Below are 20,334 nucleotides of genomic sequence, written 5' to 3' on the forward strand. Positions count from 1 at the left end.
CGGGAGTGTGGACGGCCCAGTGTTATTACGGATGCGGCCGCGTCCGGCCCCGGCCTTGGATGACGGGCAGGTCGGCAGCGTTGCCCAGGGTGACAGCGGCGCGGTCGGCCGCAAGGGCGCGAGCCCACGAACGGCCGCCATCCGGTCCCGCGCCGCCATCGCGTCCCGGAGAGGGACAGGAAGGGACAGCCGCATGTCCGAGACGATCGTCCGTACCGGTGAACTCCAGCTGTGGACCGAGGATTTCGGCGATCCCGCCGATCCGACCGTACTGCTCATCGTCGGGGCGGACGCCCAGGCCGTGGGATGGCCGGACAGCCTGTGTCACGGCCTGGCGGCGAGCGGGCGGCACATCATCCGCTACGACCACCGCAACACCGGCAAGTCGACCCTCATCGACTACGACAAGAACCCCTATGACTGCCGCGACCTGGCCCGCGACGCCGTGGCGGTCCTCGACGCCTACGGCGTCGACGCCGCGCATATCGTCGGCGGATCCATGGGCGGACTCATCGCCCAACTCCTCGGACTCGACCACCGCGAGCGCGTACGCTCACTGACCCTGTGTTCGACCAGCTCGTCCCTGGTGGGCATCGTGCCCGCGCTCAGAGGCGAGACGTCGTCCTTCTCCCCGCCGCCGCACGCCGGCTATCTGGCGCATATGGCCGAGGTGGCGGCCGAACTGACGGCCAGCCCTCCCGCCACCCGGGAGCAGCTGATCGAGGCCCGTTTCCGCGCCTACGCGCCGCTGGCCGGCAGTGTCCATCGCGATCTGGAGGAGTGCCGGACCGTCCTCACCCGCGAGTACGACCGCGCGACCAACCCCTGGCATCCGGACGCCAGCCAGCTCGCCATCGACGCCACCGCGGCCGTCGGAGATCTCGCGCCCAGGCTGCGCACCCTGGACGCACCGACGCTGGTCATCCACGGTACGGAAGACCCGATCATCCCCGTCGGGCACGGCCGGGCGCTGGCCGGGAGCATTCCTGGTGCCACGGGTCTTTTCATCGAGGGCTACGGCCATGTCTGCCCCGATGCCACGGTCATCGAACGGCTCCGCGCGGCCATCGTCGAGATCACCGGCGGGGTCTGAACCCCCGGCCCGGGTGACGGCGCGCAAGACGGCAGGCGCCGGGCCCGGCGCCTGCCGTTGGGGTGGAAGCCGGGTGGAGTGGTGGCGTGGTGCGGACGGGGACCGGCGGCGGGTTCCTAGGGTCGGGCGTCCGTCCAGAACAGATGGGTGTGTCATGAGCCGCTTCTCCACCAGACACCGACTGACCGCGCTGTCAGGGATTCTGACGCTGTGTACGGCTGGCGTCGCACCGGCGACCACGGCCACGGCCGTGCCGCCCGACCCCGCACGCCGCGCCGTCCCCCTCTACGTCTCCGAGTACACCGACAACACGGTGCTGAGGGTCGCCACCGACGGCAGCGATCAGACCACCGTGCCGACCACCGGGCTCACCCGCCCCACCGGTCTCGCGCTCGACACCGACGACAACCTCTTCATCTCCGACACGGGCAACAACCGTGTGGTGGAGGTCCCGGCCGACGGCGGCGGTCAGACCACCGTGCCCACCGACGGCCTCAACCGCCCGATCGGACTGGACCTCAACCGGGCCGGTGACCTCTTCATCTCGGACAGCTTCAACGACCGCGTGGTGCGGGTCGCGCCTGACGGAGGCGGTCAGACCACCGTCCCCACCACCGGTCTGCTCCACCCGGACGGCCTGGCGCTCGCCCCCGACGGCGATCTGTTCATCGCCGACTTCATCAACGACCGTGTCGTGGAAGTGCCCTCCGACGGCCGACCGCAGCGCACCGTGCCCCTGGTGGGCCTCTCCCAGCCCACCGGTCTCGCGTTCGACCGGGCCGGAAATCTGTATGTGTCCGACTCGGGGAACAACCGGGTGATCAAGCTGCCCGCCCGCGGTGGCTCGCAGTGGACCGTCCCGGCGACCGGGCTGAACAGCCCGCAGGGGCTGGCCCTCGACGCCCATGGCAATCTCTTCATCGCCGACTTCGGCAACGACCGGGTGGTGGAGGTCCCCGCGAACGGCGGCGGTCAGACCACCGTCCCCATCGAGGGGCTGCACACCCCCGTCGGTCTGGCCATCCCGGCCGTGACCCACCACAAGCCCGCCCCTCGTGAGTCCACCCGTCTGACGGCCTCCCCGGCCACCGTGCAACGGCATCTGAATCCCGCGTCTCTGGAGGTCAGGGGGGTGTCCGCCACTCTGACGACGGCGCAGGGTGCCCCGCTGCGCGGCCAGACCATCCGCTTCACCGACGCCTCCGGCAGCCGGAAACTGTGCACGGCCGTCACCGACGCACGGGGTACGGCGAAGTGCGACGCCACCCTCCGCAACGGCACCCGCGCCCGCTATGACGGGCTGCGGCACCATGGCTACCGCGCCACCTACACGGGCGTCTCCCCGTACAGGACCAGCTCGGCCACCGCCCCCGTTCGCCCCGCACACCGGTCCTGAGGACCCGCACCTCCACACCAGATCCTGACCTGGGCAAGTCACCGTACGAACGGGGGCTTGCCCAGGTCTCTTTCCGTATGCCCGGCACCCGCGCGGCGGTGACGCGTGGCCGCCGGGGCGGGACGGTCAGACGTCGTATTCGTCGGGGAGGCGCATGGCGGGGCCGCCGACCTGGAGACCGAGGGGGGCGGCGCGGCCCTGCGGCTCCTCCCACGCCTCCTGGCGGCCGAGCGCGGTGAGATCGAGGTAGTGGTAGCCGTTGTGGAACTCCTCGATGCCTCGGCCGAACGTGGAGTAGGTGTGGAAGACCTCGTCCCCGACGCGCAGGAAGGTGCTGATGCCCGGCCAGTCGCCGCGCATCCGCTCCGTCCACGCCATACCGGCTTCGGCGAGCTCGGCTTCGGTGCGGTGGAAGACCTGCACGGGTGCGACCCGTTCGTCAACGGTGGCGTGGAAGTCGTAGTTGAAGTCGCTGCCGGCCGAGGAGTACCAGGGGAAGGTCCATCCCATGCGCTCGCGGTACGCGGCGAGCTTCGCGTACGGCGCCCGTGTCACCGCGGCCAGCGTGGTGTTGCGGACGTGGAGCTGCCGTAGATTGCCGATCCCGTCGGCCGCGGAGGAGCAGCTGGAACAGCCGGTGTCGCGGGGGTGCTCGGTCCCGTCGGCGTCGATGTCGAAGGTCCACATGAAGTGGTGCACGACCAGCTGGGGCCGTCCCTCGAACAGGTCGAGCAGGCCCACCCGCCCGCCCGGCCCCTCGAAGGTGTACGCCTTGTCGACGCGGACCATCGGAAGCCGCCGCCGGTCCGCGTTGACCCGGTCGCGCGCCCGGGTGAGCTCCTTCTCCTCGGCCAGCAGCTCCTTGCGCGCGGCGAGCCACTCCTCGCGCGACACCACCTCGGGCAGGTTCGCCATCGCTGTCATCTCCGTCCTCCGCGCTGGTCTCCGCGCTGCTCTCGGTCCGCCGTCGGGTGAAGCGGTCCACCTCTCCAGCTTCGCCTCACTCGGGCTCGGCGGCTTGTCGCGAGGTCATGAGGTCGCGAGGTCGTGAGGTCATGAGTCGTGAGGGAGGCCGAGGAGGACGCAGGGACCGTGCGCCTAGGCGGCCCCGGGGCCGGGCGGCGGGGTCTGTGCGTGCTCATCGAGGGCGGCGACGTGCCCGGCGGCCCAGCGGGCCCACTCCTCGTGCATGGCGGACTGCCGCATGCCGTATTCCAGGACGATCCGGCCGTAGACCGACAGCGGATCCCCGCCCCAGTCGATGGACGCCTCCAGCTCCTGGAGGGAGGCGCGGCGCGCGACCGCGCGGGAGGCCTCGGCCTCGAGATAGGTGACGGCCTCCAGTCGGGTGAGCCGACCGAGGAAGAACACCCGCAGCAGGGCGTCGCTGCGGCGGGTGGTGGTGGGTGGGGTGTCGGTGAGCCATCGCCGCAGCTCGGCCTTGCCGTCCTCGGTGATGGCGTACTCCTTGCGGCCGCGCGGACCCTCGGCCGTCACCGTCAGCAGGCCCGCGTCGGAGAGCTTGCCCAACTCCCCGTAGACCTGGCTCTGGTTGGCCGCCCACACGTTCGCCAGCGAGGTCTCGAACAGTTTCATCAGGTCATAGCCGCTGGCCGGGTGGTCGGCCAGCAGTCCCAGTACGGCATGGCGAAGGCTCATGACCTCCACTTTACCTTCCACTGTTGACACGTCAATGATAGACCTTCTACTTTTGACATGTCGGACTGAGAACGTCGCCTCGCGGGAAGCGGGGCGACGCGAGGGGCGCAAGGCCCACAGAGGAGCGGACATGACCTACCTGCGCGGCTTCATCCCCTGGATCGCCTTCGCGGTCGTGTCCTCGCTGGGCTGGCAGTGGGGTGCGCTGGCGGGTCTGGTGATCGCGGCCGTGCTGCTGGTGCAGCAGCGCAGATCGGGTGTGGACGCGGACGCCCTGGTGCTGGAGTGCAGCACGGTGATCTTCTTCGCGAGCCTGACGGCGCTCTCCTTCGCCCGCCCGCACAGCGCCCTGGAGGCCTACGACGGCGCGCTCGCGCTGGGCTGGCTGGCCCTCACCGCCTGGCTGACAGTCGCCGTGCGGCGGCCCTTCACCACGGGCATAGCCCGCCGTCAGGCGCCGCGCGAGGTGTGGGGCACCCCGCTGTTCCGCCGGGTCAACGTGGTGATCACCACCGTATGGGCCACCGCCTTCACCCTCTCCGCCGCGGCCCTGGTCGTGGTGCGGGCCGCGGATCTGGACGATACGGTCTCGACCGCGGTCCAGGTCGCCGGGTTCGTGCTGCCCGCCATGTTCACCGCCCGCTACCCCGAGCGGGCCCGTGCCCGCGCTCTTCAGCAGGCCGCCCCGCAGTCCTGAGCGGCGCGGGATACGGGCCCCTCGCGGAGAACTCCCGCTGTCCGTCGGAGCATTCGGCCTTGTCGTGCGTCAGCGCGGCAAGGCCGCTCGTCTGTTCATGGGCAACGGCGGCCTCGGGCACGCGAGTTCATGAATGTGGGGGTGATGCCGGTGTTCGCCATGAATCGAAGCGATGAGGGCCGATGCGAAACCGGTCCGACGGGGGTCAGGAATCCGCCATGCGAGATGGTATCCGCAAGACGTTGACGAGGGCTGTACGCACTGCCATCCTTCTGGACGTGAGCCAATCCGAGAATTTCGCCGTGCGTCTGCACGTCGATCTGCGACGCCAGGCCAGCGCCATCTGTGCCGCCGGCCGCTGAGCCTTTCGCGCTCGACTCTCTCACTCTTCTTCCCACTCGGCATCTGACGGTATCCGCCGCCCTGTGAGCGCGGCGACTTCTGCCGTTCCGCCCTTTCCGTTCCGCATCTCCGCCTTCCTCGGTCATTCCCGCGCGGTATGACGAGGAAAGGCTTCACAGCGATGCCAGGACTCACCCCTGTGCGGATTTCCGGATAGTGCCGTGTGGCGATTCGGCCTGCCCTTCTCCTCCCTTTCGCAAGGACCCCTTTCATGCGTACAGCCACTTCCAGGCGACAATTCATGACCCTTCTCGGTGTCTCGGCCGCCGCGGTGAGCTGCGGTACGGCCACGGGCAGCGCCTCCGGAAAACAGACCAAGAAGCTCCGGTACCAGGGGTGGGCGGGACAGGTCACCCTCCCCGAGCTCGCCGAGGAGCTGGGGTATCTGGACGGGGTGAAGCTGGACTGGGTCGGCAACACGATCAGCGGCCCCCAGGACATCCAGTCGGCGGCCACCGGACAGGTCGACTTCGGTGGGGCCTTCAACGGCGCGGTGGTCAAACTGGCCGCGAACGGTGCCCCCATCACCTCCGTCATCAGCTACTACGGCTCCGACAAGCGCGCCTACAACGGCTTCTACGTCCTGGAGGACAGCCCGATCCGGTCGGCTCGCGACCTCATCGGTAAGAAGGTCGGGATGAACACCCTCGGCGCCCACTCCGAGGCGATGCTCGACATCTATCTGAAGCGCCATGGGCTGTCCAAGGGCGATATCGGCAAGGTGGAGCCCCTGGTGGTGCCGCCGGTCAACACCGAACAGTCGCTGCGGCAACGCCAGATCCAGGTGGGTGTGCTCGGCGACATCCTGCGGGACAAGGCCGTGGCCAACGGCGGGATCCGGCCGCTGTTCACCGACTTCCAGCTGCTCGGGGCGTTCAGCGCCGGAACGTATGTGATGACCGATCGCTTCCTGCGGCAGAACCCCGACACCGCCCGGTCCTTCGTCACCGGTGTGGCCCGGGCCATCGAATGGTCCCGCCGAACACCGCGCGAGGAGGTGATCGCGCGGATGACGGAGGTGGTGAAGAAGCGCGACCGCAAGGAAGACGCCGCACCGCTGAAGTACTGGAAGTCCTTCGGGGTCGCCGAGACCGGCGGCCGGATCACCGACAAGCAACTCCAGCTGTGGATCGACTGGTTGGGGGACCGCGGCGACATCAAGCGCGGCAAGGTCACGGCGTCCGGCCTCTACACCAATGAGTACAACCACTACCGCCCGGCGAGCGCCACATCCGGCTCCCCGGCCCCCTCCGCCACGAAGTCCCGGAGCTGATCGCATGACCGCCAAAATCGCCTTTGAGCAGGTCCGCAAGGTGTTCCAGGTGCAGGGGTCGGCGGGCGGCCGCCAGGCGACCGAGTTCACCGCCCTGGACGGAATCGACCTCGAGATCTCCGCGGGTGAGTTCGTGGTGGTCGTCGGGCCCAGCGGCTGCGGCAAGTCCACCCTGCTCGACCTGCTGGGCGGCCTCGCCCGGCCCACCAGCGGGCGGATCCTCCTGGACGGAGAGCCGATCACCGGTCCCGGCCTGGACCGCGGCATCGTCTTCCAGCAGTACGCACTGCTGCCCTGGCGCACGGCGCTCGGCAATGTCCAGTTCGGCCTGGAGGCCACCGGGGTGCCACGGCGCCAACGCGCCGCACGCGCCCGTGAATACCTGGACCTGGTGGGCCTCACCGGATTCGAGGACCGCCACCCCCATGAGCTGTCCGGCGGGATGCGGCAGCGGGTGGCGATCGCCCGCAGCCTCGCCTACGACCCCGATGTGCTGCTCATGGACGAGCCGTTCGCCGCCCTGGACGCCCAGACCCGGGAGCTGTTGCAGAACGAGCTGCTGCGGATCTGGGAACGGACCGGCAAGACGGTGGTCTTCATCACCCACGGCATCGAGGAGGCGGTCTATCTCGGTCAGCGGGTGGCCGTCCTCACCTCCCGGCCGGGGACCGTCAAGGAGGTCGTACCGATCGCACTCGACGCCCGCGGCACGGCGGACGACGTGCGCTCGAGCCCGGAGTTCGCCGCCTACCGGCATGAGATCTGGAGTCTGCTGCACGACGAAGTCGCCCGCGCCCAGCAGTTGGAGAAGGAGAGTGTCCCCGCATGAGCCCCGCCACCGGGACTACCACCGTCAAGGACCCCGTCGCCCCCGTGGCGGACGTGGCGGAAACGGCTCCCGGAGCCGCCGCCGAGCCACGCAGACCGGAATTCACACCGGAATCCACACCGGACATCCGTCCCTCGCGGGCGAAACGGCTGACGGCCCGGGGCCGCGCCCTCGGCCACCGGCTGCCGGCGCTGCTGCTGCGCGGCCTGACCAAGGTGGTGGCCGTCGCCGCCCTGCTGGCCGCGTGGGAGATCGCGCCCCGCGCCGCTCTGGTGGACCGCACCTTTCTGCCGCCCTTCAGCGAGGTCGCCCGCGCCTGGTGGGAGCTGCTGGCCGACGGGAGCCTCGTGGACAACGCCGAGGCCAGCCTGACCCGTTCGTTCACCGGATTCGGTCTGGCCGTCGCCGTCGGCGTCCCGCTCGGGCTGCTGATCGGCCGCTACCGGGTGGTCGCGGATCTGCTGGGACCGCTGCTCGAGATCTTCCGTAACACCGCCGCGCTGGCGCTGCTCCCCGTCTTCGTGCTGCTGCTGGGGATCGGCGAGACGTCCAAGATCTCGATCGTGCTCTACGCCTGCACCTGGCCGATCCTCCTCAACACCATCAGCGCCGTGCGCCAGGTGGATCCCACCCTGCTCAAACTGGCGAAGTCCATGGACCTGTCCGCGCCCCGGCTGTTCCAGAAGGTGATCCTGCCCGCCTCCGTGCCGACGATCTTCACGGGCATACGGCTGGCGGGAGCCTCTTCCATCCTGGTGCTGGTGGCCGCGGAGATGGTCGGTGCCAAAGAAGGGCTGGGCTATCTCATCAACGCGTCCCAGTACAACTTCGCCATACCGCAGATGTACGCCGGGATCCTCACCATCTCCATCATCGGCGTCGCCTTCAATCAGTTGCTCGTGACCGTGGAACGCCGGCTCAGCTCCTGGCGCGTCCCCGCACAGACCTGACCCGCACAGAGCCGACCCCTACGCAGATCTGACCCCGTACAGAGCTGATTCCACGCCACCAGAGAGGTCCCCATGGCCAGCGGACAACGCCAGTTCCATCTCAACGCCTTCCTCATGAACGCGGGCCACCACGACGCCGCCTGGCGACACCCCCGCACCCAGCCCGAACGCATCACCGACCTGGGTTACTTCCAGGAGCTCGCGCGGACCGCCGAACGCGGCAAGCTCGACTCGCTCTTCCTCGCCGACGGTCTCACCCTGTGGGGGAACGCCCGCCACAACGCGGTGGGTGGATTCGAACCGCTCACCCTGCTGTCCGCGCTCGCGGCCACCACCGAACACATCGGGCTGATCGCGACCGTCTCCACCACCTTCGACGAACCCTTCCATGTGGCGCGCCGGTTCGCCTCGCTCGACCACCTCAGCGGCGGCCGGGCCGGGTGGAACATCGTGACCTCCGGCAATGTCGCCGAGGCCCGTAACTTCGGGCGCGAGGAACATCTCGCACACGGGCTGCGCTACGAGCGGGCCGCCGAATTCCTCGACGTGGCCACCCAGTTGTGGGACAGCTGGGAGGACGACGCGGTGGTGCTGGACCGGGAGGGCGGTGTCTACGCCGACGGGGACAAGGTCCGTGCCATCGGCCATCGCGGAGCCCACTTCCGGGTGGACGGTCCGCTCAATGTGCGGCGCTCACCCCAGGGCCATCCGCTGCTGGTCCAGGCCGGGTCCTCGGAGGACGGCAAGGAGTTCGCCGCCCGCTACGCGGAAGCCGTCTTCACCGCCCAGCAGACCCTCGCCGACGCCCAGACCTTCGCCAAGGATCTGACCGCCCGGCTGGCACGGTACGGCCGCACCCGCGACCAGCTGAAGATTCTCCCCGGTATCTGCCCCGTCATCGGATCCACCGAGGCCGAGGCCCGCGCGCTCGAGGACGAGCTGACCGAACTCCAGGTGCCCGCGTACGGGTTGCAGCAGCTCTCCGGAATGCTGGGTACGGACCTGACCGGCCTCCCGCTCGACGGCCCGCTGCCCGACCTTCCGGCGGAGCGGGACATCAACGGCAACAAGAGCCGCTTCACCCTCGTCGCCGAACTCGCCCGCCGCGACGGCCTCACCCTGCGGGAGCTGATCGCCCGGCTCGGCGGCGGCCGTGGCCACCGTGTCTTCGCCGGTACCCCGGAACAGATCGCCGATGAGCTGGAGGAGTGGTTCACCGAAGGCGCCGCCGACGGCTTCAACATCATGCCGCCCCATCTGCCCGGCGGACTCGAGGACTTCGTGGACCACGTCGTCCCGGTCCTCCAGCGGCGCGGTCTGTTCCGTACCGAGTACACCGGCGGCACCCTGCGCGACCACTACGGACTGGCGCGGCCCGCCGCGGGCGCCGGAAGCGCGAGCCACTCCGGGTGACGCCGCCCGCCCCGCACCGCCCCTCACCCCCTGAAGCACACCATCCGGACACACCCCGTCCTGAAACACACCACCGAAGGGAAACGGCCCCCATGACCACCAGCACAGGATTCGACATCCGGAGGACCGGCGGGCGGATCGGCGCCGAAGTCCTCGGCGTCAGGCTCTCCGACGAGCTCGACCCCGCCCTCGTCACCGACATCAACGCCGCGCTCCTGGAACACAAGGCGCTCATTTTCCGCGGCCAGCATCTGGACGACGCGGCCCAGCTCCGCTTCGCCGCCCTCTTCGGCGAGCTGACCACCGCGCATCCCACGGTGCCGTCCGTCGACGGACAGCCCAGCGTCCTGCCGGTCGACGCCGAGGAGGGCATCCGCGCCAACCGCTGGCACACGGATGTGACCTTCGTCCGTACCCCGCCGAAGGTGTCCACCCTGCGCGGCATCGTGGTCCCGCCCTACGGCGGCAATACGCTCATCGCCAACGCGGCCGCCGCCTACCGGGATCTGCCCCGGCCACTGCGCGAGCTGGCCGACACCCTGTGGGCCGTGCACACCAACGACTACGACTACGCGGCGCCACCCAGGAACGAGAAGGCGGCCGAACACCGTCGGCGGTTCGTCTCCCGCCCCTACCGGACCGCCCACCCCGTCGTCCGCGTCCACCCCGAGAGCGGTGAACGCGGGCTGTTCATCGGTGGTTTCGCGCAGAGCCTCCTCGGTCTCGGCCCGTCCGAGTCCCGCGATCTGCTGCGGATCTTCCAGTCGTATGTCGTCCGCCCGGAGAACATCGTGCGCGTCGCCTGGTCCCCGGGCGATGTGGTGGTCTTCGACAACCGCAGCACCCAGCACTACGCCCCCGACGACTACGGCGACCTGCCGCGCCTGCTGCACCGGGTGACCGTCGCGGGCGACGTCCCGGTCGGGGTGAACGGTGAGCGCTCCTACGTCCTCGAGGGCGACGAGGCCGGTCACTACACCCCGGCCGCCGCCTGACGGCCGGGTGACGGCGGACGTGGTCCGGGGCGTCGCCGAGCGCGCCGTCCCGGACCACGGACCACGGAAGCACGGTCAGCCGCGGAACGGTCCGGTCACCTCGTAGGTGATGCCGTCCGAGGAGCTGCCCGTGGTCCCTCGCTGCGACGAGAAGTACAGCCGGTCGCCACCGGGCGAGAAGGCGGGGCCGGTGATCTCGGAGCCCGGCTGACCGGTGACGCGGAGGAAGGGCGCGACGACGTCATCGGGGGTGATGACGCAGATCTCCATGTTTCCGCCGTCCTCGGCGACGAAGAGGTCGCCGGAGGAGGAGCCGGTGACGTTGTCCACTCCGGTGAGCGGCGCGCCGCCGCCGGTGACGAGGGAGTCGTCGTAGGCAAGCTCATAGCTGTCGCTGGTGAGGTTCAGCCGCCAGACACGGTTGTCGCCCTTGGCGGTGAACCAGACGGTGTCGTCCGCGTAGTGACAGCCCTCGCCGCCGTTGAACCGCTTGGCGCCGGAGACCTGGTCGCGGGTGACGGTGGGGGAGCCGTCGGGGTCGGGGACGGTGGCCCAGGTGAACGATCCGGACGTGGCCGTCCCGGCCTTGAGGACCTGGAGCGAGCCGACGGACAGATCACCCCAACTGGTGGGGACGAAGCGGTAGAAGCAGCCGTCGGGCTCGTCCTCGGTGAGGTAGATGACCCGGCGGGCCGGGTCGGCCGCGGCGGCCTCGTGTGTGAACCGGCCCATGGCGTCGCGGCGGGTGGCGGCCTCTACACCCCATGGGTCGGTTTCATAGACATAGCCGCGGCTGACCTCCTCGCAGGAGAGCCAGGTGTTCCACGGTGTTTTGCCACCGGCACAGTTCTGCCGGGTGCCGGAGAGGACACGATGGGCGCCGGTGATGGCGCCCGAGGAGTTGAACGTGACGGCGCTGACGCCACCGCCGGGGTTGATCTCGGAGTTGGAGACGTAGATCCAGCCACTGCCGTCGGCGAAGCAGGCCCCGCCGTCGGGAGCGCTGTGCCAGCGGTACGACGTGCCCGCGACCGGCTGCCCGGACCGGGCTATGACCCGGCCGCTGAATCCACTGGGCAGCTGGAGACCGCTGGCGTCGGCGGATCCCAGCGCGCCGTACGGCCCGGGGCCCGGCTGGGCGGGGGCGGCGTAGGCCGCGCCGCGCATGAGAGTGCCGCCGAAGGCGGCGGCCGATGTGCCGATGGCCGCTCCGCGCAGAAAGTTGCGACGTTTCACACTGACTCCACGGGTGACGAGACCCCGCCGTCCCGGGGCGGACGACGGGTGCGCGCAGGACAGTAGAACAGGCGGTCCAAGAAAGGGAGGTGACGGCACATCAACTCTGGATGAACCGCTGCCGCGCGTATGTCGCCCCGTCCCCGCGACGCGGCTATGCGGACGCCACGACCTGGCCGGACATGACCTCGGGAGGGTGGGGGAGCAGCGAGGCGAGGTGGTCCCGTACGAAGTCCGCCGCCTTCTCCACCGATTCCGCGGCCCCCGCCTCATCGTCGAAGACACTGGTCGAGACCATGACCCCGTTCCCGGCGTCGACCCAGTAGTAGGCCAGGAGCCCCGGGACCTGCCGGAGGAGCGGTACGAACAGTTCGTTCACCCGGCGTCCCGCCTCGGCCGGATCGGTCACCCCTGTGTACCTGCGGACGGCTGCGTACACGGCTGCTCTCCTCATGGGTCGGGGTCTCCGTTGCGCAGACGCCGTACCCCCCCGAGGTGTGCTCCGCCCGCGCGCCGTCCGGAAATCACCGGAAGGGACCGCCCGCCGGTGGGCCGAATGGCGGCCTGATGGCGGTCCGGCCACCAAGACGGCGGCCCCGGCATACGCCGCCCGGGAAGTGCGATGGGGTGTCCGCGGTGACACCGGCCGGTGCCGGGCCCGTGGACGTGACGGTGACCACCCCGCGGGGGGTGTGCGGCGTCGGCAGGTTCTCCGCCCGGCTACCAGGCACGCGCGTCCGCGAGGAGATGGGCGCGGATGGCCGCGATGGACGGGCTGTCCTGGGTACCGGCACGGCAGGCCAGGTAGAGGGTGTTGATCGGCGGGATTTCGGGCTCCAGCAGCGGTGTGAGGGTGCCGTCGGCCAGTTCCGCGGCACACAGGTAGCGGGGGAGCACGCTCACGCCCGCCCCGGCGAGTACCGCGGTCAGCACGGCACGGAGGTCGGGGACGACGATCGCCGGACTGTGCGCGGGGCGGGTGCCGAAGACGGTGCGCCAGTAGCGGCGGATGATGGGCAGATCCTCGGCGTAGCTGATCAGTGGGACTTGGCGGAGCGCCGCGGGCCCCTCGCGGGTGAGCCGTTCGTCGTCGATGCCCGCGGCCGTCTCCGGCGACGCCACGAGGACGAACTCCTCGTCGATGAGCGGTACCGCGGCGATGGCGCGGCCCCGGGGGCGGATGCTGGAGACGACCAGGTCGAAACGGCCCTCCGGAAGACCGGCCAGCAGATCGTCGGCCAGCCCCAGCGTCACCCGCAGCTTCAGGCCCTGGTGGATGAGGGGAGCCAGGGACCTCAGCACACGGGTGCCGGTGAGCTCGGCGGGACCGCCCAGGTGCATGGGTTTGGTGAACGGATGGGTGCGGTCCGCGAATCCGCGTTCGCCGATCGCCACCAGCGCGTCCACATGGGGAGCGGCTTCGGCGGCGAGCTCGTCGGCCACGGTGGTGGGCACCACGCCCCGTGGCAGCCGACGGAACAGCTGCTGGCCCACCTGCTGCTCCAGTGTCCGGATCTGCGCGGTGACCGTGGGCTGCGACAGGCCCACCTGCCGCGCCGCAGCGGTCAGCGAGCCGCTCCGGTAAGTGGCCAGAAAGGTTTTGAGCAGGGAGAGGTCGATCCCGTCCATCCCGTCTCCTCCCTGCCCCCGCAGAGGCGTTTCCCTGCCCCCGCAGAGGCCATCCCATCGATTTTCCGATGGGCATATGACCATTCTTCCATTGGTCTTCTATGGCCGCATCGGCCTACGGTGCTGATGCGCCGGGCGGCCCGTCCAGACGGTGGTTCCCGGCGGCCCGTACACGGACAAGGAGAACGTCATGCCCCGCACCGGCAAGGTTGCACTCGTTCTGACCAGCCACGACCAGCTCGGCGACACCGGCCGGACCACCGGCTTCTACCTTCCCGAGGCCGCGCACCCCTGGAAGGTCCTGTCGGACGCCGGGCATGAGGTCGACCTGGTCTCGGTCAAGGGCGGCCGTCCGCCGATGGACGGGGAGGATCTGACCGACCCGGTCCAGCAGGCGTTCCTGGACGACCCGCGTATGGCCGGGCAGCTGGACCACACCACCCGCGCGCAGGACATCACCCCGGCCGACTACGACGCGATCGTGTACGTCGGCGGACACGGCACCATGTGGGACTTCCCCGGCAACACCGACCTGGCCGGTATCGCCCGGGACATCTACGAGGCGGGCGGCGTCGTGGCGGCCGTATGCCACGGCCCGGCCGGTCTGGTCGACATCACCCTGTCCGACGGGTCCTACCTCGTGGCCGGCAAGAATGTCGCGGCCTTCACCAACGAGGAGGAAGCCGCCGCCGGACTCACAGATGTGGTGCCGTTCCTGCTCCAGAGCAAGCTGGAGGAGCGGGGGGCCAAGCACACCGGTGCGGCGAACTTCGAGCCCCATGTGGTCGTCGACGGCCGCCTGGTGACCGGCCAGAACCCCGCCTCGGCCACCCGCCTGGGCGAGGCCCTCGTCAAGGTCCTGGCCCGGTAGCCGCCGGGCGGCGATCCATCAGGAAGGGGTGGCGCCGCCACGGGGCGCTCTCAGTCGCCGGGTCGGCCGACATGGTGCTGGAGCACATCGCAGGTGTACTGGAACTCCTCCATCAAGCGGGTGGCCTCGATGACCAGGACGCCGTACGGGCGGGCCGGGTCGGCCAGCGGAAGGCGGTCCGCCATGGCCTGTTCGGCCACGCGACGACGGCACCCCTGTGCCTCGTCCGCGAGCCGGCACAGCCGCGGGGCCTGCGCGTCGAGCCGGTCCTCGTCGAGTTCGGTGAAGACCTCCGTGAGGCCGGAAAGACACTCCAGGAAGTCGGCGTAGCACTCCAGGAACGGCCCGTCGCGGTGGTGGTCCTCGTCCCGGCTCCACCGGTCCAGTGCCCGGACGAGGCTGGCCACTTGGTGCATGGTGCGCTCAAGCGCCTCCAGCACCGCCCCGTAGCCTTCGAAGCCGGTGCTCCGGCGGTGGCGGCGGAAGAACCGGCGCGGGTTGTAGTGGAGGCTCTCCTGAGCCGTCCGCAGCCCCGTCCGCGCCTGGGTGATCAGCCCTTCCGTCTGCCCGGCCCGGGCTCGCCAGTGCGCGGTGCGTTCATCGTCGAGGTCGTGGCGGCGCAGCGCCGGATGCATATCGCTGACCAGGTCGCACAGGGCGTGGGCCAGGGCGTGGATGCCGTGCTCGGCACCGCGGTAGCGCAGGGGCGGCACGACGGTGATGTTCACCAGCACCCCGACCCCGCAGCCGATGAGGACCAGCAGGATGATCTGGCCGAGCTGGGTGACCTTGTCATGGTTGGTGGCCGCCGAGATGTAGGTGGAGAAGGCGAAGAACGCCGCGGTGGCGACCTGGGAGCCCTGTGACCCGAGCGCGGGCCACCGGCCGATGGTGAGGGCGATCAGCGCCATCAGGGCGAACGTCAGCAGCTCGGGGCCGATGAGGAAGCCCAGCGCCGCCTGCACCGCCACACCGGCGGTCACGGCCGCCACATAGCGAGTCGACTGGAGCAGCGACTGGTACACCGTCACCTGCATGATGAGCACCGCCGAGAACGGGGCGAACGCGGGGGACTGCGCGTGCAGCAGGTGGTGGGAGATCACCCAGGCGAGGGTGGCGGCCAGGGTGCTCTTGCTGATCAGCAGCACCGTGTGGCGCTCGTGGCCCTCCGATCCGAGGGCCCGTCGCCACCACCGCGAGATGTGTGCGAACCGCTTGTTCAAACGACCTCTCCTGTTCGACGGGGTCCGTCCGGCCCCGGTACCCCTGCTCGGCGGCCTTATCCGCGATGACCGGAGGTCGTGGCCGTCGTCGCACCTCCGACGGAGGTAATCCGCGGCGCGGTGACGGTGCGAGGAGGGTCGTGCATGTGAGCCTGTGGGCCGGGTACCCGGTCGGCGGGAGGTGCGTACACGGTGGCGCGACGGCTGATGGCGGGTGCCGAACTCATCGGCTGGTGGGCGGCGTTGACCTTGTTGTGGATCGTGCTGATCGGCCCCGTGGACACTCTGGAGTGGGTGGTCGGCGCGGCTGCCGCGCTGGTGGCCGCCGGTGCCGCGCGCGGAGCGCGGCGTGCGGCCGGTGCCCGGTGAACGGCTGGACAGCCGCGGGCACCGCACTGCTGCTCTGTGGTGTGGCACCGGCCGGGTGGTGCGCGGCCACCGGCCCGTTCCGTCGCCGGGTGCCCGCGCAGAACATGACCAGCACCCTGCTGTGCCTGGTCTTCCTCCTGCTGGCGCAGGGGTTTCGCCGTACCGCCTACACCGACACGGCGCTGGTGCTCTCGGTACTCGGCCCGGCCGGCACCCTGCTCTATGTGCGTCTGCTCGCCGACGAGTTGGCGGACCACCCGCCGCGACCGTATGCGCTGCGGACGGTGACCGCGCTGAGCTACCTGGCGGTCCCGGCGGTGCTGCTGCCCCTGTGTCTTGTCACCGACCCGGGCAGGGCGATGGTGAAACTCCTGGTCATCGGCGCTCTGTTGGTATTGGGCAGCTGGGGCGCGGTCCGCGCGGTGAGCGCCGCCGCCACCGCGGGACACGTACTCGGCGCATCCGGGAAGGGGGCGGACGATGGCTGAAGACCTGCCGTTGCTGCTCGGGCTGGTGCTGGTGGCCGCTGCCGGGACCGGCACCGTCCTCGTACGCGACCCCGTGCGACAGTCCTTTCTGATGTCGCTGTTGGGCCTGGCCCTCGCCACCTTGTTCGTGCTGCTGCAAGCGCCCGATGTCGCGCTCTCCCAGCTGGCCGTCGGCTCCGCGCTGACCCCGCTGATGGTGCTGCTGTCGGTGCGCAAGGTGCGCCGCCGGGCCCGCGGTGAACGCGGGGAGGAGCGGGAATGAGCATGCGGACACGGCTGTGGGTGCTGGCCGTCGGGGGCCTGGGCACGGCCGTGCTGTTGCTGCTGGCGTTCCTCGAACTGCCGGCGTTCGGCGGACTGTGGCACCCCTACGGTGACCGGGCGGTGCACGCCGCCCTCTCCCGGCACACCGCCAACACCATCTCCTCGGTCAACTTCGACCAGCGGGCCCTGGACACCCTCGGCGAGGAATCCATCCTCTTCGGCTCCGTCCTGGGCACCGCCGTACTGCTGCGGCAGACCCGGGACGAGGACCGGCTGCCCCCGCGACCGGTCCGGGTGGCCCCGCCGGTGCGCCGCTACGCCCTGCTCGCGCTGCCGGTCACCCTGCTGATCGGGCTGTATGTCATCGCCCACGGTCAGCTCAGCCCGGGCGGCGGCTTCCAGGGCGGTGTGGTGGTGGCGACCGCGCTGCATCTGCTCTACATCGCCGTGGACTACCGGGCGCTGGAGCGGATCCGCCCCCTTGGCAGATACGAGGTGGCGGACGCCGCGGGTGAGGCGGGCTACCTCCTGCTGGGCGCCGGCGCGCTGCTGACCGGTGCCGCCTTCCTGACCAACTTCCTGCCCTACGGCACCTTCAACACCCTCGCCTCCGGCGGCACCGTCCCGCTGTTCAACGCCGCCATCGGGGTGGAGGTCGCGGCCGGTGTGGTGGTCCTGCTGGCAAGTTTCCTGGACCAGGCCGTGGAGATCGAAAGCGAACGACAGGACACCGGTGGGAAGGGCGAGCGATGAGCGTGCTGCCGTATGTGATCGCGGGGTGGCTGTTCCTGATCGGCTGCTACGGGCTGGCCACCAGCCGTAACCTCATCCACGCGGTGGGCTGTCTCACGGTCTGCCAGTCCTCGACGTATGTGCTGCTGCTCGCCATCGGCTACCGGAAGGGCGGCACCGCACCGGTCTTCTCCGACCTCACCCCCGGCTCGCGCCCGGTCGTCGACCCCGTCGTCCAGGCCCTCACCCTCACCGACATCGTCATCGGCGCGACCGTCACCGCACTGCTGCTCTCCCTGGTCATCCAGATCGCCAAACGCCACGGCACGGTGGATCCCGACCACCTCTCGGAGCTGAGGGGATGACCGCCGCGCGGCTGCTGCCACTGATCGTGGCCATCCCGCTGTTCGGCGCCGCGGTACTGGTCGGAGCGGGACGGCGGCTGCCGCGGTTCGCCGCCGAGCTGCTGGCCTGCCTGTTCGCGGCGGGCTCCGCGACGCTCTCGCTGTGGACCGCGGCGGCGACCCCCGCATCCGTCGCCCGGCCCGTCGAATGGGTGGGTGGCTGGCGGCCGCACAACGGCGCGAGCGTCGGCATCGTCCTGGTCGGCGACCACATCGGCCTCGGGCTCGCCACACTGGTGTCGCTGCTGGTGCTGGCTTCCCTCGCCTACGCCTGGCGGTACTTCGACGAACCTCCACGCCGCCACGCCGGCTCCTTCCCCGGCCTTGTGCTGCTGTTCCAGGCGGGCATGTGCGGCTTCGCCCTGACCGGCGATCTCTTCAACGCGTTCGTCTTCTTCGAGCTGATGAGCGTGGTCGCGTACGCGCTGACCGGCTACCGCGTCGAGGAGGCCCGCGCCGTCCAGGGCGGTCTGGTCTTCGGCATCGTCAACTCCCTCGGCGGCTACGCCACGTTGTCGGGCATCGGACTGCTCTACGCCCGCACCGGGGAGCTGGGCCTCGCGCAGATCGGGCGGGCGCTTGACGCCCGGTCCGGCGACGGCCCGGACGCGCTGGTGATCGCCGCCTTCGTCCTCGTCGCCACCGGACTGCTCGTCAAGGCCGCCGCGGTGCCGTTCCACTTCTGGCTCGCCGACGCCCACGCGGTGGCACCGACCCCGGTGTGCATGCTGCTGTCGGGGGTGATGGTGGAGCTGGGCGTGTACGGGGTGGCCCGGGTCTACTGGACCGTCTTCGCCGGTCCCGGTGGCATCCCCGCGCCCGACGCGCACCGGGCGCTGCTGGCCCTGGGTGTGCTGACGGCCCTCCTGGGCTCGGTGATGTGCTGGCATCAGCGCCATCTCAAGCGGTTGCTCGCCTACTCCACTGTGGCGCACACCGGGCTGTTCCTGATCGGCCTGGCGCAGCTCACTCCGGAGGGGACCGGCGGGGTCACCCTGTACGTCCTGGCCCACGCCGGGGTCAAGGCCGCGCTGTTCGCCTGCGTGGGCATCCTGCTGGACCGCTACGGCAGTGTCGACGAACACCAGCTGCACGGCAGGGGACGCGAACTCCCGTGGCTGGGCGCGATGTTCGGGCTCGGCGGTCTGGCCCTCGCCGGACTGCCCCCGTTCGGCACCGCGCTCGGCAAAGCGGTCACCGAGGAGGCCGCGGGGGGCTGGGCGACCGTGGTGTTCGTGCTGGCCTCGGCGGTCACCGCTGGCGCGGTGCTGCGGGCCGGTGGCCGGGTGTTCCTCGGGCTCGGCAACCGCCCGCCGGACGCCCCGGACGAGACGACCGGCGAGGCCGAGGAGCCGGAGACCCGGGGCGGCCCGCTGTCCCGGATCCCCGGCTCCATGCTCGCGGTCCCGGCCGTCCTGCTCGCCGGTGCGCTGGCGGTGGGGCTGGTCCCCGTGCTGCGCACCGCCGCCGGTCATGCCGCGGACACCTTCACCGACCACCACGGCTACCTCGCCTCGGTGCTGTACGGGCGGGCCGCGCAACCCGCGCCCGCCCCCGCGCCGCACTGGACGGCGGCCGGTGTGCTGGTGGGTCTGTTGGCCACCGCGCTGGCCGTGGTGCTCGCCCTGCTGGCCGTACGCCGCGCGGCGGCGGAACCGGCCCGTTGGTTCACCCCGCTACGGCGGCTGCACTCCGGCCATGTGGGCGACTACGTCGCGTGGTTCCTGGCGGGCATCACCCTGCTGGGAGTCCTGCTCGTCTGAACTCCCCGGCTGCCGACACTCGTTGCCTCCTCACTCGTACCATCCGCCACATGACTGGTGACGTTGCGATGACGGGGCTGGGTGGCCATGACCACTCTCCGCGTGCGGGGGATCGGCCCGTGCTCGAATGGGACGGTGTCCCCGTCGTGTTCTCCGTGGACACGGAAGCCAACCTCTGGATATGCGACCTGCGTGGCGGTCCGTGCGTACGCCGCGAGCTGGACCGGGCCGACTTCGGACCCGACGATGACATCGAGGTGTGGGATCTCTTCGACGGCGGGGACGAGGGCGATGTGCTGCGTGTGTGGGACCTCGCCACGAAGCGTCTGATCGGAGAACCGATGGGCGGGCACACCGACATGATCACCAGGTTGAAGACCACGGTCGTCGACGGGCGCGCGGTGGCCGCCACCGACAGTATGGACGGCACCACCCGCCTGTGGGACCTGGCACGCGGTACGGAGATCGGCGACCCGCTCATCGGGCAGAACCTCAACTCGATCGCCCGGATCGCGGGCAGGCAGGTGGTGATCACGACGTCTGCCGGTCCTTCCTCACGCGAGGGAGAGGGCCGACTTCGCGTGTGGGACCTGGCGCGAGCCATCCGCTGAATTCCAGCGGCGCCGCGGCGAACGGATCACCTTCATG

At 70.4% G+C, this 20,334-nt stretch carries 22 protein-coding genes; 16 read left to right on the forward strand and 6 right to left on the reverse strand.

From position 1 onward, the window contains the following. The first annotated feature begins 193 nt into the window (after nt 1-193). Both AB0C66_RS28855 and AB0C66_RS28860 read left to right on the forward strand, forming a co-directional pair. Complete coding sequence (locus AB0C66_RS28855) at nt 194-1,093, forward strand: alpha/beta fold hydrolase (protein ID WP_362444812.1); 900 nt, start codon at nt 194-196, stop codon at nt 1,091-1,093. Nucleotides 1,094-1,247: 154 nt separating this feature from the next. Then, nucleotides 1,248-2,489, forward strand: coding sequence for a hypothetical protein (locus AB0C66_RS28860; protein WP_362444815.1), 1,242 nt, complete (start codon nt 1,248-1,250; stop codon nt 2,487-2,489). 126 nt (nt 2,490-2,615) lie between these two features. On the opposite strand, the gene AB0C66_RS28865 is transcribed toward AB0C66_RS28860, so the two are convergent. Together AB0C66_RS28865 and AB0C66_RS28870 are read right to left on the reverse strand one after the other, a co-directional pair. Next, complete coding sequence (locus AB0C66_RS28865) at nt 2,616-3,413, reverse strand: DUF899 domain-containing protein (RefSeq protein WP_362444818.1); 798 nt, start codon at nt 3,411-3,413, stop codon at nt 2,616-2,618. A gap of 174 nt (nt 3,414-3,587) precedes the next feature. After that, nucleotides 3,588-4,148, reverse strand: coding sequence for a PadR family transcriptional regulator (locus AB0C66_RS28870; protein WP_362444821.1), 561 nt, complete (start codon nt 4,146-4,148; stop codon nt 3,588-3,590). Nucleotides 4,149-4,278: 130 nt separating this feature from the next. Here AB0C66_RS28870 and AB0C66_RS28875 point away from each other — a divergent pair, with 130 nt between their 5' ends. The 6 genes from AB0C66_RS28875 (at nt 4,279) to AB0C66_RS28900 (ending at nt 10,707) form a co-directional block, all read left to right on the forward strand. After that, on the forward strand, nt 4,279-4,845 hold the full coding sequence (locus AB0C66_RS28875) for a hypothetical protein (protein WP_362444824.1): 567 nt from the start codon (nt 4,279-4,281) through the stop codon (nt 4,843-4,845). A 643-nt stretch (nt 4,846-5,488) separates the two neighbouring features. After that, complete coding sequence (locus tag AB0C66_RS28880) at nt 5,489-6,520, forward strand: ABC transporter substrate-binding protein (RefSeq protein WP_362444827.1); 1,032 nt, start codon at nt 5,489-5,491, stop codon at nt 6,518-6,520. 4 nt (nt 6,521-6,524) lie between these two features. Then, a complete protein-coding gene (locus tag AB0C66_RS28885) occupies nt 6,525-7,349 on the forward strand; it encodes an ABC transporter ATP-binding protein (protein WP_362444830.1) in 825 nt (274 codons plus the stop codon). Further along, nucleotides 7,346-8,299, forward strand: a complete 954-nt coding sequence (locus AB0C66_RS28890; RefSeq protein ID WP_362444833.1) for an ABC transporter permease — start codon at nt 7,346-7,348, stop codon at nt 8,297-8,299. The genes AB0C66_RS28885 and AB0C66_RS28890 overlap by 4 nt, the downstream gene beginning before the upstream one ends. Before the next feature lie 72 nt (nt 8,300-8,371). Further along, entirely contained in the window at nt 8,372-9,712 is a 1,341-nt protein-coding gene (locus tag AB0C66_RS28895) for an LLM class flavin-dependent oxidoreductase (RefSeq protein ID WP_362444835.1), read from the forward strand. A gap of 92 nt (nt 9,713-9,804) precedes the next feature. Next, entirely contained in the window at nt 9,805-10,707 is a 903-nt protein-coding gene (locus tag AB0C66_RS28900; protein ID WP_362444838.1) for a TauD/TfdA family dioxygenase, read from the forward strand. Between the two features lie 75 nt (nt 10,708-10,782). Here AB0C66_RS28900 and AB0C66_RS28905 read toward each other — a convergent pair whose 3' ends face one another. The 3 genes from AB0C66_RS28905 to AB0C66_RS28915 form a co-directional block, all read right to left on the reverse strand. Beyond that, on the reverse strand, nt 10,783-11,943 hold the full coding sequence (locus AB0C66_RS28905) for an alkaline phosphatase PhoX (protein ID WP_362444841.1): 1,161 nt from the start codon (nt 11,941-11,943) through the stop codon (nt 10,783-10,785). A 154-nt stretch (nt 11,944-12,097) separates the two neighbouring features. Then, complete coding sequence (locus AB0C66_RS28910) at nt 12,098-12,382, reverse strand: hypothetical protein (RefSeq protein WP_362444843.1); 285 nt, start codon at nt 12,380-12,382, stop codon at nt 12,098-12,100. 281 nt (nt 12,383-12,663) lie between these two features. After that, entirely contained in the window at nt 12,664-13,572 is a 909-nt protein-coding gene (locus AB0C66_RS28915; protein ID WP_362444846.1) for a LysR family transcriptional regulator, read from the reverse strand. 190 nt (nt 13,573-13,762) lie between these two features. On the opposite strand from AB0C66_RS28915, the gene AB0C66_RS28920 reads away from it, so the two are divergent. Further along, nucleotides 13,763-14,443 (forward strand): type 1 glutamine amidotransferase domain-containing protein, encoded by a 681-nt coding sequence (locus AB0C66_RS28920; RefSeq protein WP_362444849.1) that lies wholly within the window; start codon nt 13,763-13,765, stop codon nt 14,441-14,443. Between the two features lie 50 nt (nt 14,444-14,493). On the opposite strand, the gene AB0C66_RS28925 is transcribed toward AB0C66_RS28920, so the two are convergent. Then, nucleotides 14,494-15,666, reverse strand: coding sequence for an aromatic acid exporter family protein (locus tag AB0C66_RS28925; RefSeq protein ID WP_362444852.1), 1,173 nt, complete (start codon nt 15,664-15,666; stop codon nt 14,494-14,496). A gap of 192 nt (nt 15,667-15,858) precedes the next feature. Here AB0C66_RS28925 and AB0C66_RS28930 point away from each other — a divergent pair, with 192 nt between their 5' ends. Genes AB0C66_RS28930 through AB0C66_RS28960 form a run of 7 tightly spaced genes read left to right on the forward strand, consistent with a single transcriptional unit; the run spans nt 15,859 to nt 20,297 of the window. Then, nucleotides 15,859-16,035, forward strand: a complete 177-nt coding sequence (locus AB0C66_RS28930) for a hypothetical protein (RefSeq protein WP_362444855.1) — start codon at nt 15,859-15,861, stop codon at nt 16,033-16,035. Then, nucleotides 16,032-16,523: a monovalent cation/H+ antiporter complex subunit F gene (locus AB0C66_RS28935; RefSeq protein WP_362444857.1), complete on the forward strand. Its 492-nt coding sequence runs from the start codon at nt 16,032-16,034 to the stop codon at nt 16,521-16,523. The genes AB0C66_RS28930 and AB0C66_RS28935 overlap by 4 nt, the downstream gene beginning before the upstream one ends. Further along, the gene (locus tag AB0C66_RS28940; protein ID WP_362444860.1) at nt 16,516-16,785 is read left to right on the forward strand and encodes a DUF4040 domain-containing protein; all 270 of its coding nucleotides are present in this window, start codon (nt 16,516-16,518) and stop codon (nt 16,783-16,785) included. The genes AB0C66_RS28935 and AB0C66_RS28940 overlap by 8 nt, the downstream gene beginning before the upstream one ends. After that, a complete protein-coding gene (locus AB0C66_RS28945) occupies nt 16,782-17,540 on the forward strand; it encodes an MnhB domain-containing protein (protein WP_362444863.1) in 759 nt (252 codons plus the stop codon). Before AB0C66_RS28940 ends, AB0C66_RS28945 begins: the two co-directional genes overlap by 4 nt. Continuing rightward, on the forward strand, nt 17,537-17,884 hold the full coding sequence (locus AB0C66_RS28950; RefSeq protein WP_362444865.1) for a sodium:proton antiporter: 348 nt from the start codon (nt 17,537-17,539) through the stop codon (nt 17,882-17,884). Before AB0C66_RS28945 ends, AB0C66_RS28950 begins: the two co-directional genes overlap by 4 nt. Continuing rightward, nucleotides 17,881-19,686, forward strand: coding sequence for a proton-conducting transporter membrane subunit (locus AB0C66_RS28955; RefSeq protein WP_362444868.1), 1,806 nt, complete (start codon nt 17,881-17,883; stop codon nt 19,684-19,686). Before AB0C66_RS28950 ends, AB0C66_RS28955 begins: the two co-directional genes overlap by 4 nt. A gap of 50 nt (nt 19,687-19,736) precedes the next feature. Beyond that, nucleotides 19,737-20,297 (forward strand): WD40 repeat domain-containing protein, encoded by a 561-nt coding sequence (locus AB0C66_RS28960; RefSeq protein WP_362444871.1) that lies wholly within the window; start codon nt 19,737-19,739, stop codon nt 20,295-20,297. Nucleotides 20,298-20,334: the final 37 nt, after the last annotated feature.

The organism is Streptomyces sp. NPDC048636 (genome assembly GCF_040650655.1).
Classification (GTDB): Bacteria; Actinomycetota; Actinomycetes; order Streptomycetales; family Streptomycetaceae; genus Streptomyces.

Excerpts from the sequence above, each read along its gene's own strand:
- AB0C66_RS28855 (WP_362444812.1), top strand. The coding sequence starts at position 194 with ATGTCCGAGACGATCGTCCGTACCGGTGAACTCCAGCTGTGGACCGAG.
- AB0C66_RS28860 (WP_362444815.1), top strand. The coding sequence starts at position 1,248 with ATGAGCCGCTTCTCCACCAGACACCGACTGACCGCGCTGTCAGGGATT.
- AB0C66_RS28865 (WP_362444818.1), bottom strand. The coding sequence starts at position 3,413 with ATGACAGCGATGGCGAACCTGCCCGAGGTGGTGTCGCGCGAGGAGTGG.
- AB0C66_RS28870 (WP_362444821.1), bottom strand. The coding sequence starts at position 4,148 with ATGAGCCTTCGCCATGCCGTACTGGGACTGCTGGCCGACCACCCGGCC.
- AB0C66_RS28875 (WP_362444824.1), top strand. The coding sequence starts at position 4,279 with ATGACCTACCTGCGCGGCTTCATCCCCTGGATCGCCTTCGCGGTCGTG.
- AB0C66_RS28880 (WP_362444827.1), top strand. The coding sequence starts at position 5,489 with ATGACCCTTCTCGGTGTCTCGGCCGCCGCGGTGAGCTGCGGTACGGCC.
- AB0C66_RS28885 (WP_362444830.1), top strand. The coding sequence starts at position 6,525 with ATGACCGCCAAAATCGCCTTTGAGCAGGTCCGCAAGGTGTTCCAGGTG.
- AB0C66_RS28890 (WP_362444833.1), top strand. The coding sequence starts at position 7,346 with ATGAGCCCCGCCACCGGGACTACCACCGTCAAGGACCCCGTCGCCCCC.
- AB0C66_RS28895 (WP_362444835.1), top strand. The coding sequence starts at position 8,372 with ATGGCCAGCGGACAACGCCAGTTCCATCTCAACGCCTTCCTCATGAAC.
- AB0C66_RS28900 (WP_362444838.1), top strand. The coding sequence starts at position 9,805 with ATGACCACCAGCACAGGATTCGACATCCGGAGGACCGGCGGGCGGATC.
- AB0C66_RS28915 (WP_362444846.1), bottom strand. The coding sequence starts at position 13,572 with ATGGACGGGATCGACCTCTCCCTGCTCAAAACCTTTCTGGCCACTTAC.
- AB0C66_RS28920 (WP_362444849.1), top strand. The coding sequence starts at position 13,763 with ATGCCCCGCACCGGCAAGGTTGCACTCGTTCTGACCAGCCACGACCAG.
- AB0C66_RS28940 (WP_362444860.1), top strand. The coding sequence starts at position 16,516 with ATGGCTGAAGACCTGCCGTTGCTGCTCGGGCTGGTGCTGGTGGCCGCT.
- AB0C66_RS28945 (WP_362444863.1), top strand. The coding sequence starts at position 16,782 with ATGAGCATGCGGACACGGCTGTGGGTGCTGGCCGTCGGGGGCCTGGGC.
- AB0C66_RS28950 (WP_362444865.1), top strand. The coding sequence starts at position 17,537 with ATGAGCGTGCTGCCGTATGTGATCGCGGGGTGGCTGTTCCTGATCGGC.
- AB0C66_RS28955 (WP_362444868.1), top strand. The coding sequence starts at position 17,881 with ATGACCGCCGCGCGGCTGCTGCCACTGATCGTGGCCATCCCGCTGTTC.
- AB0C66_RS28960 (WP_362444871.1), top strand. The coding sequence starts at position 19,737 with ATGACTGGTGACGTTGCGATGACGGGGCTGGGTGGCCATGACCACTCT.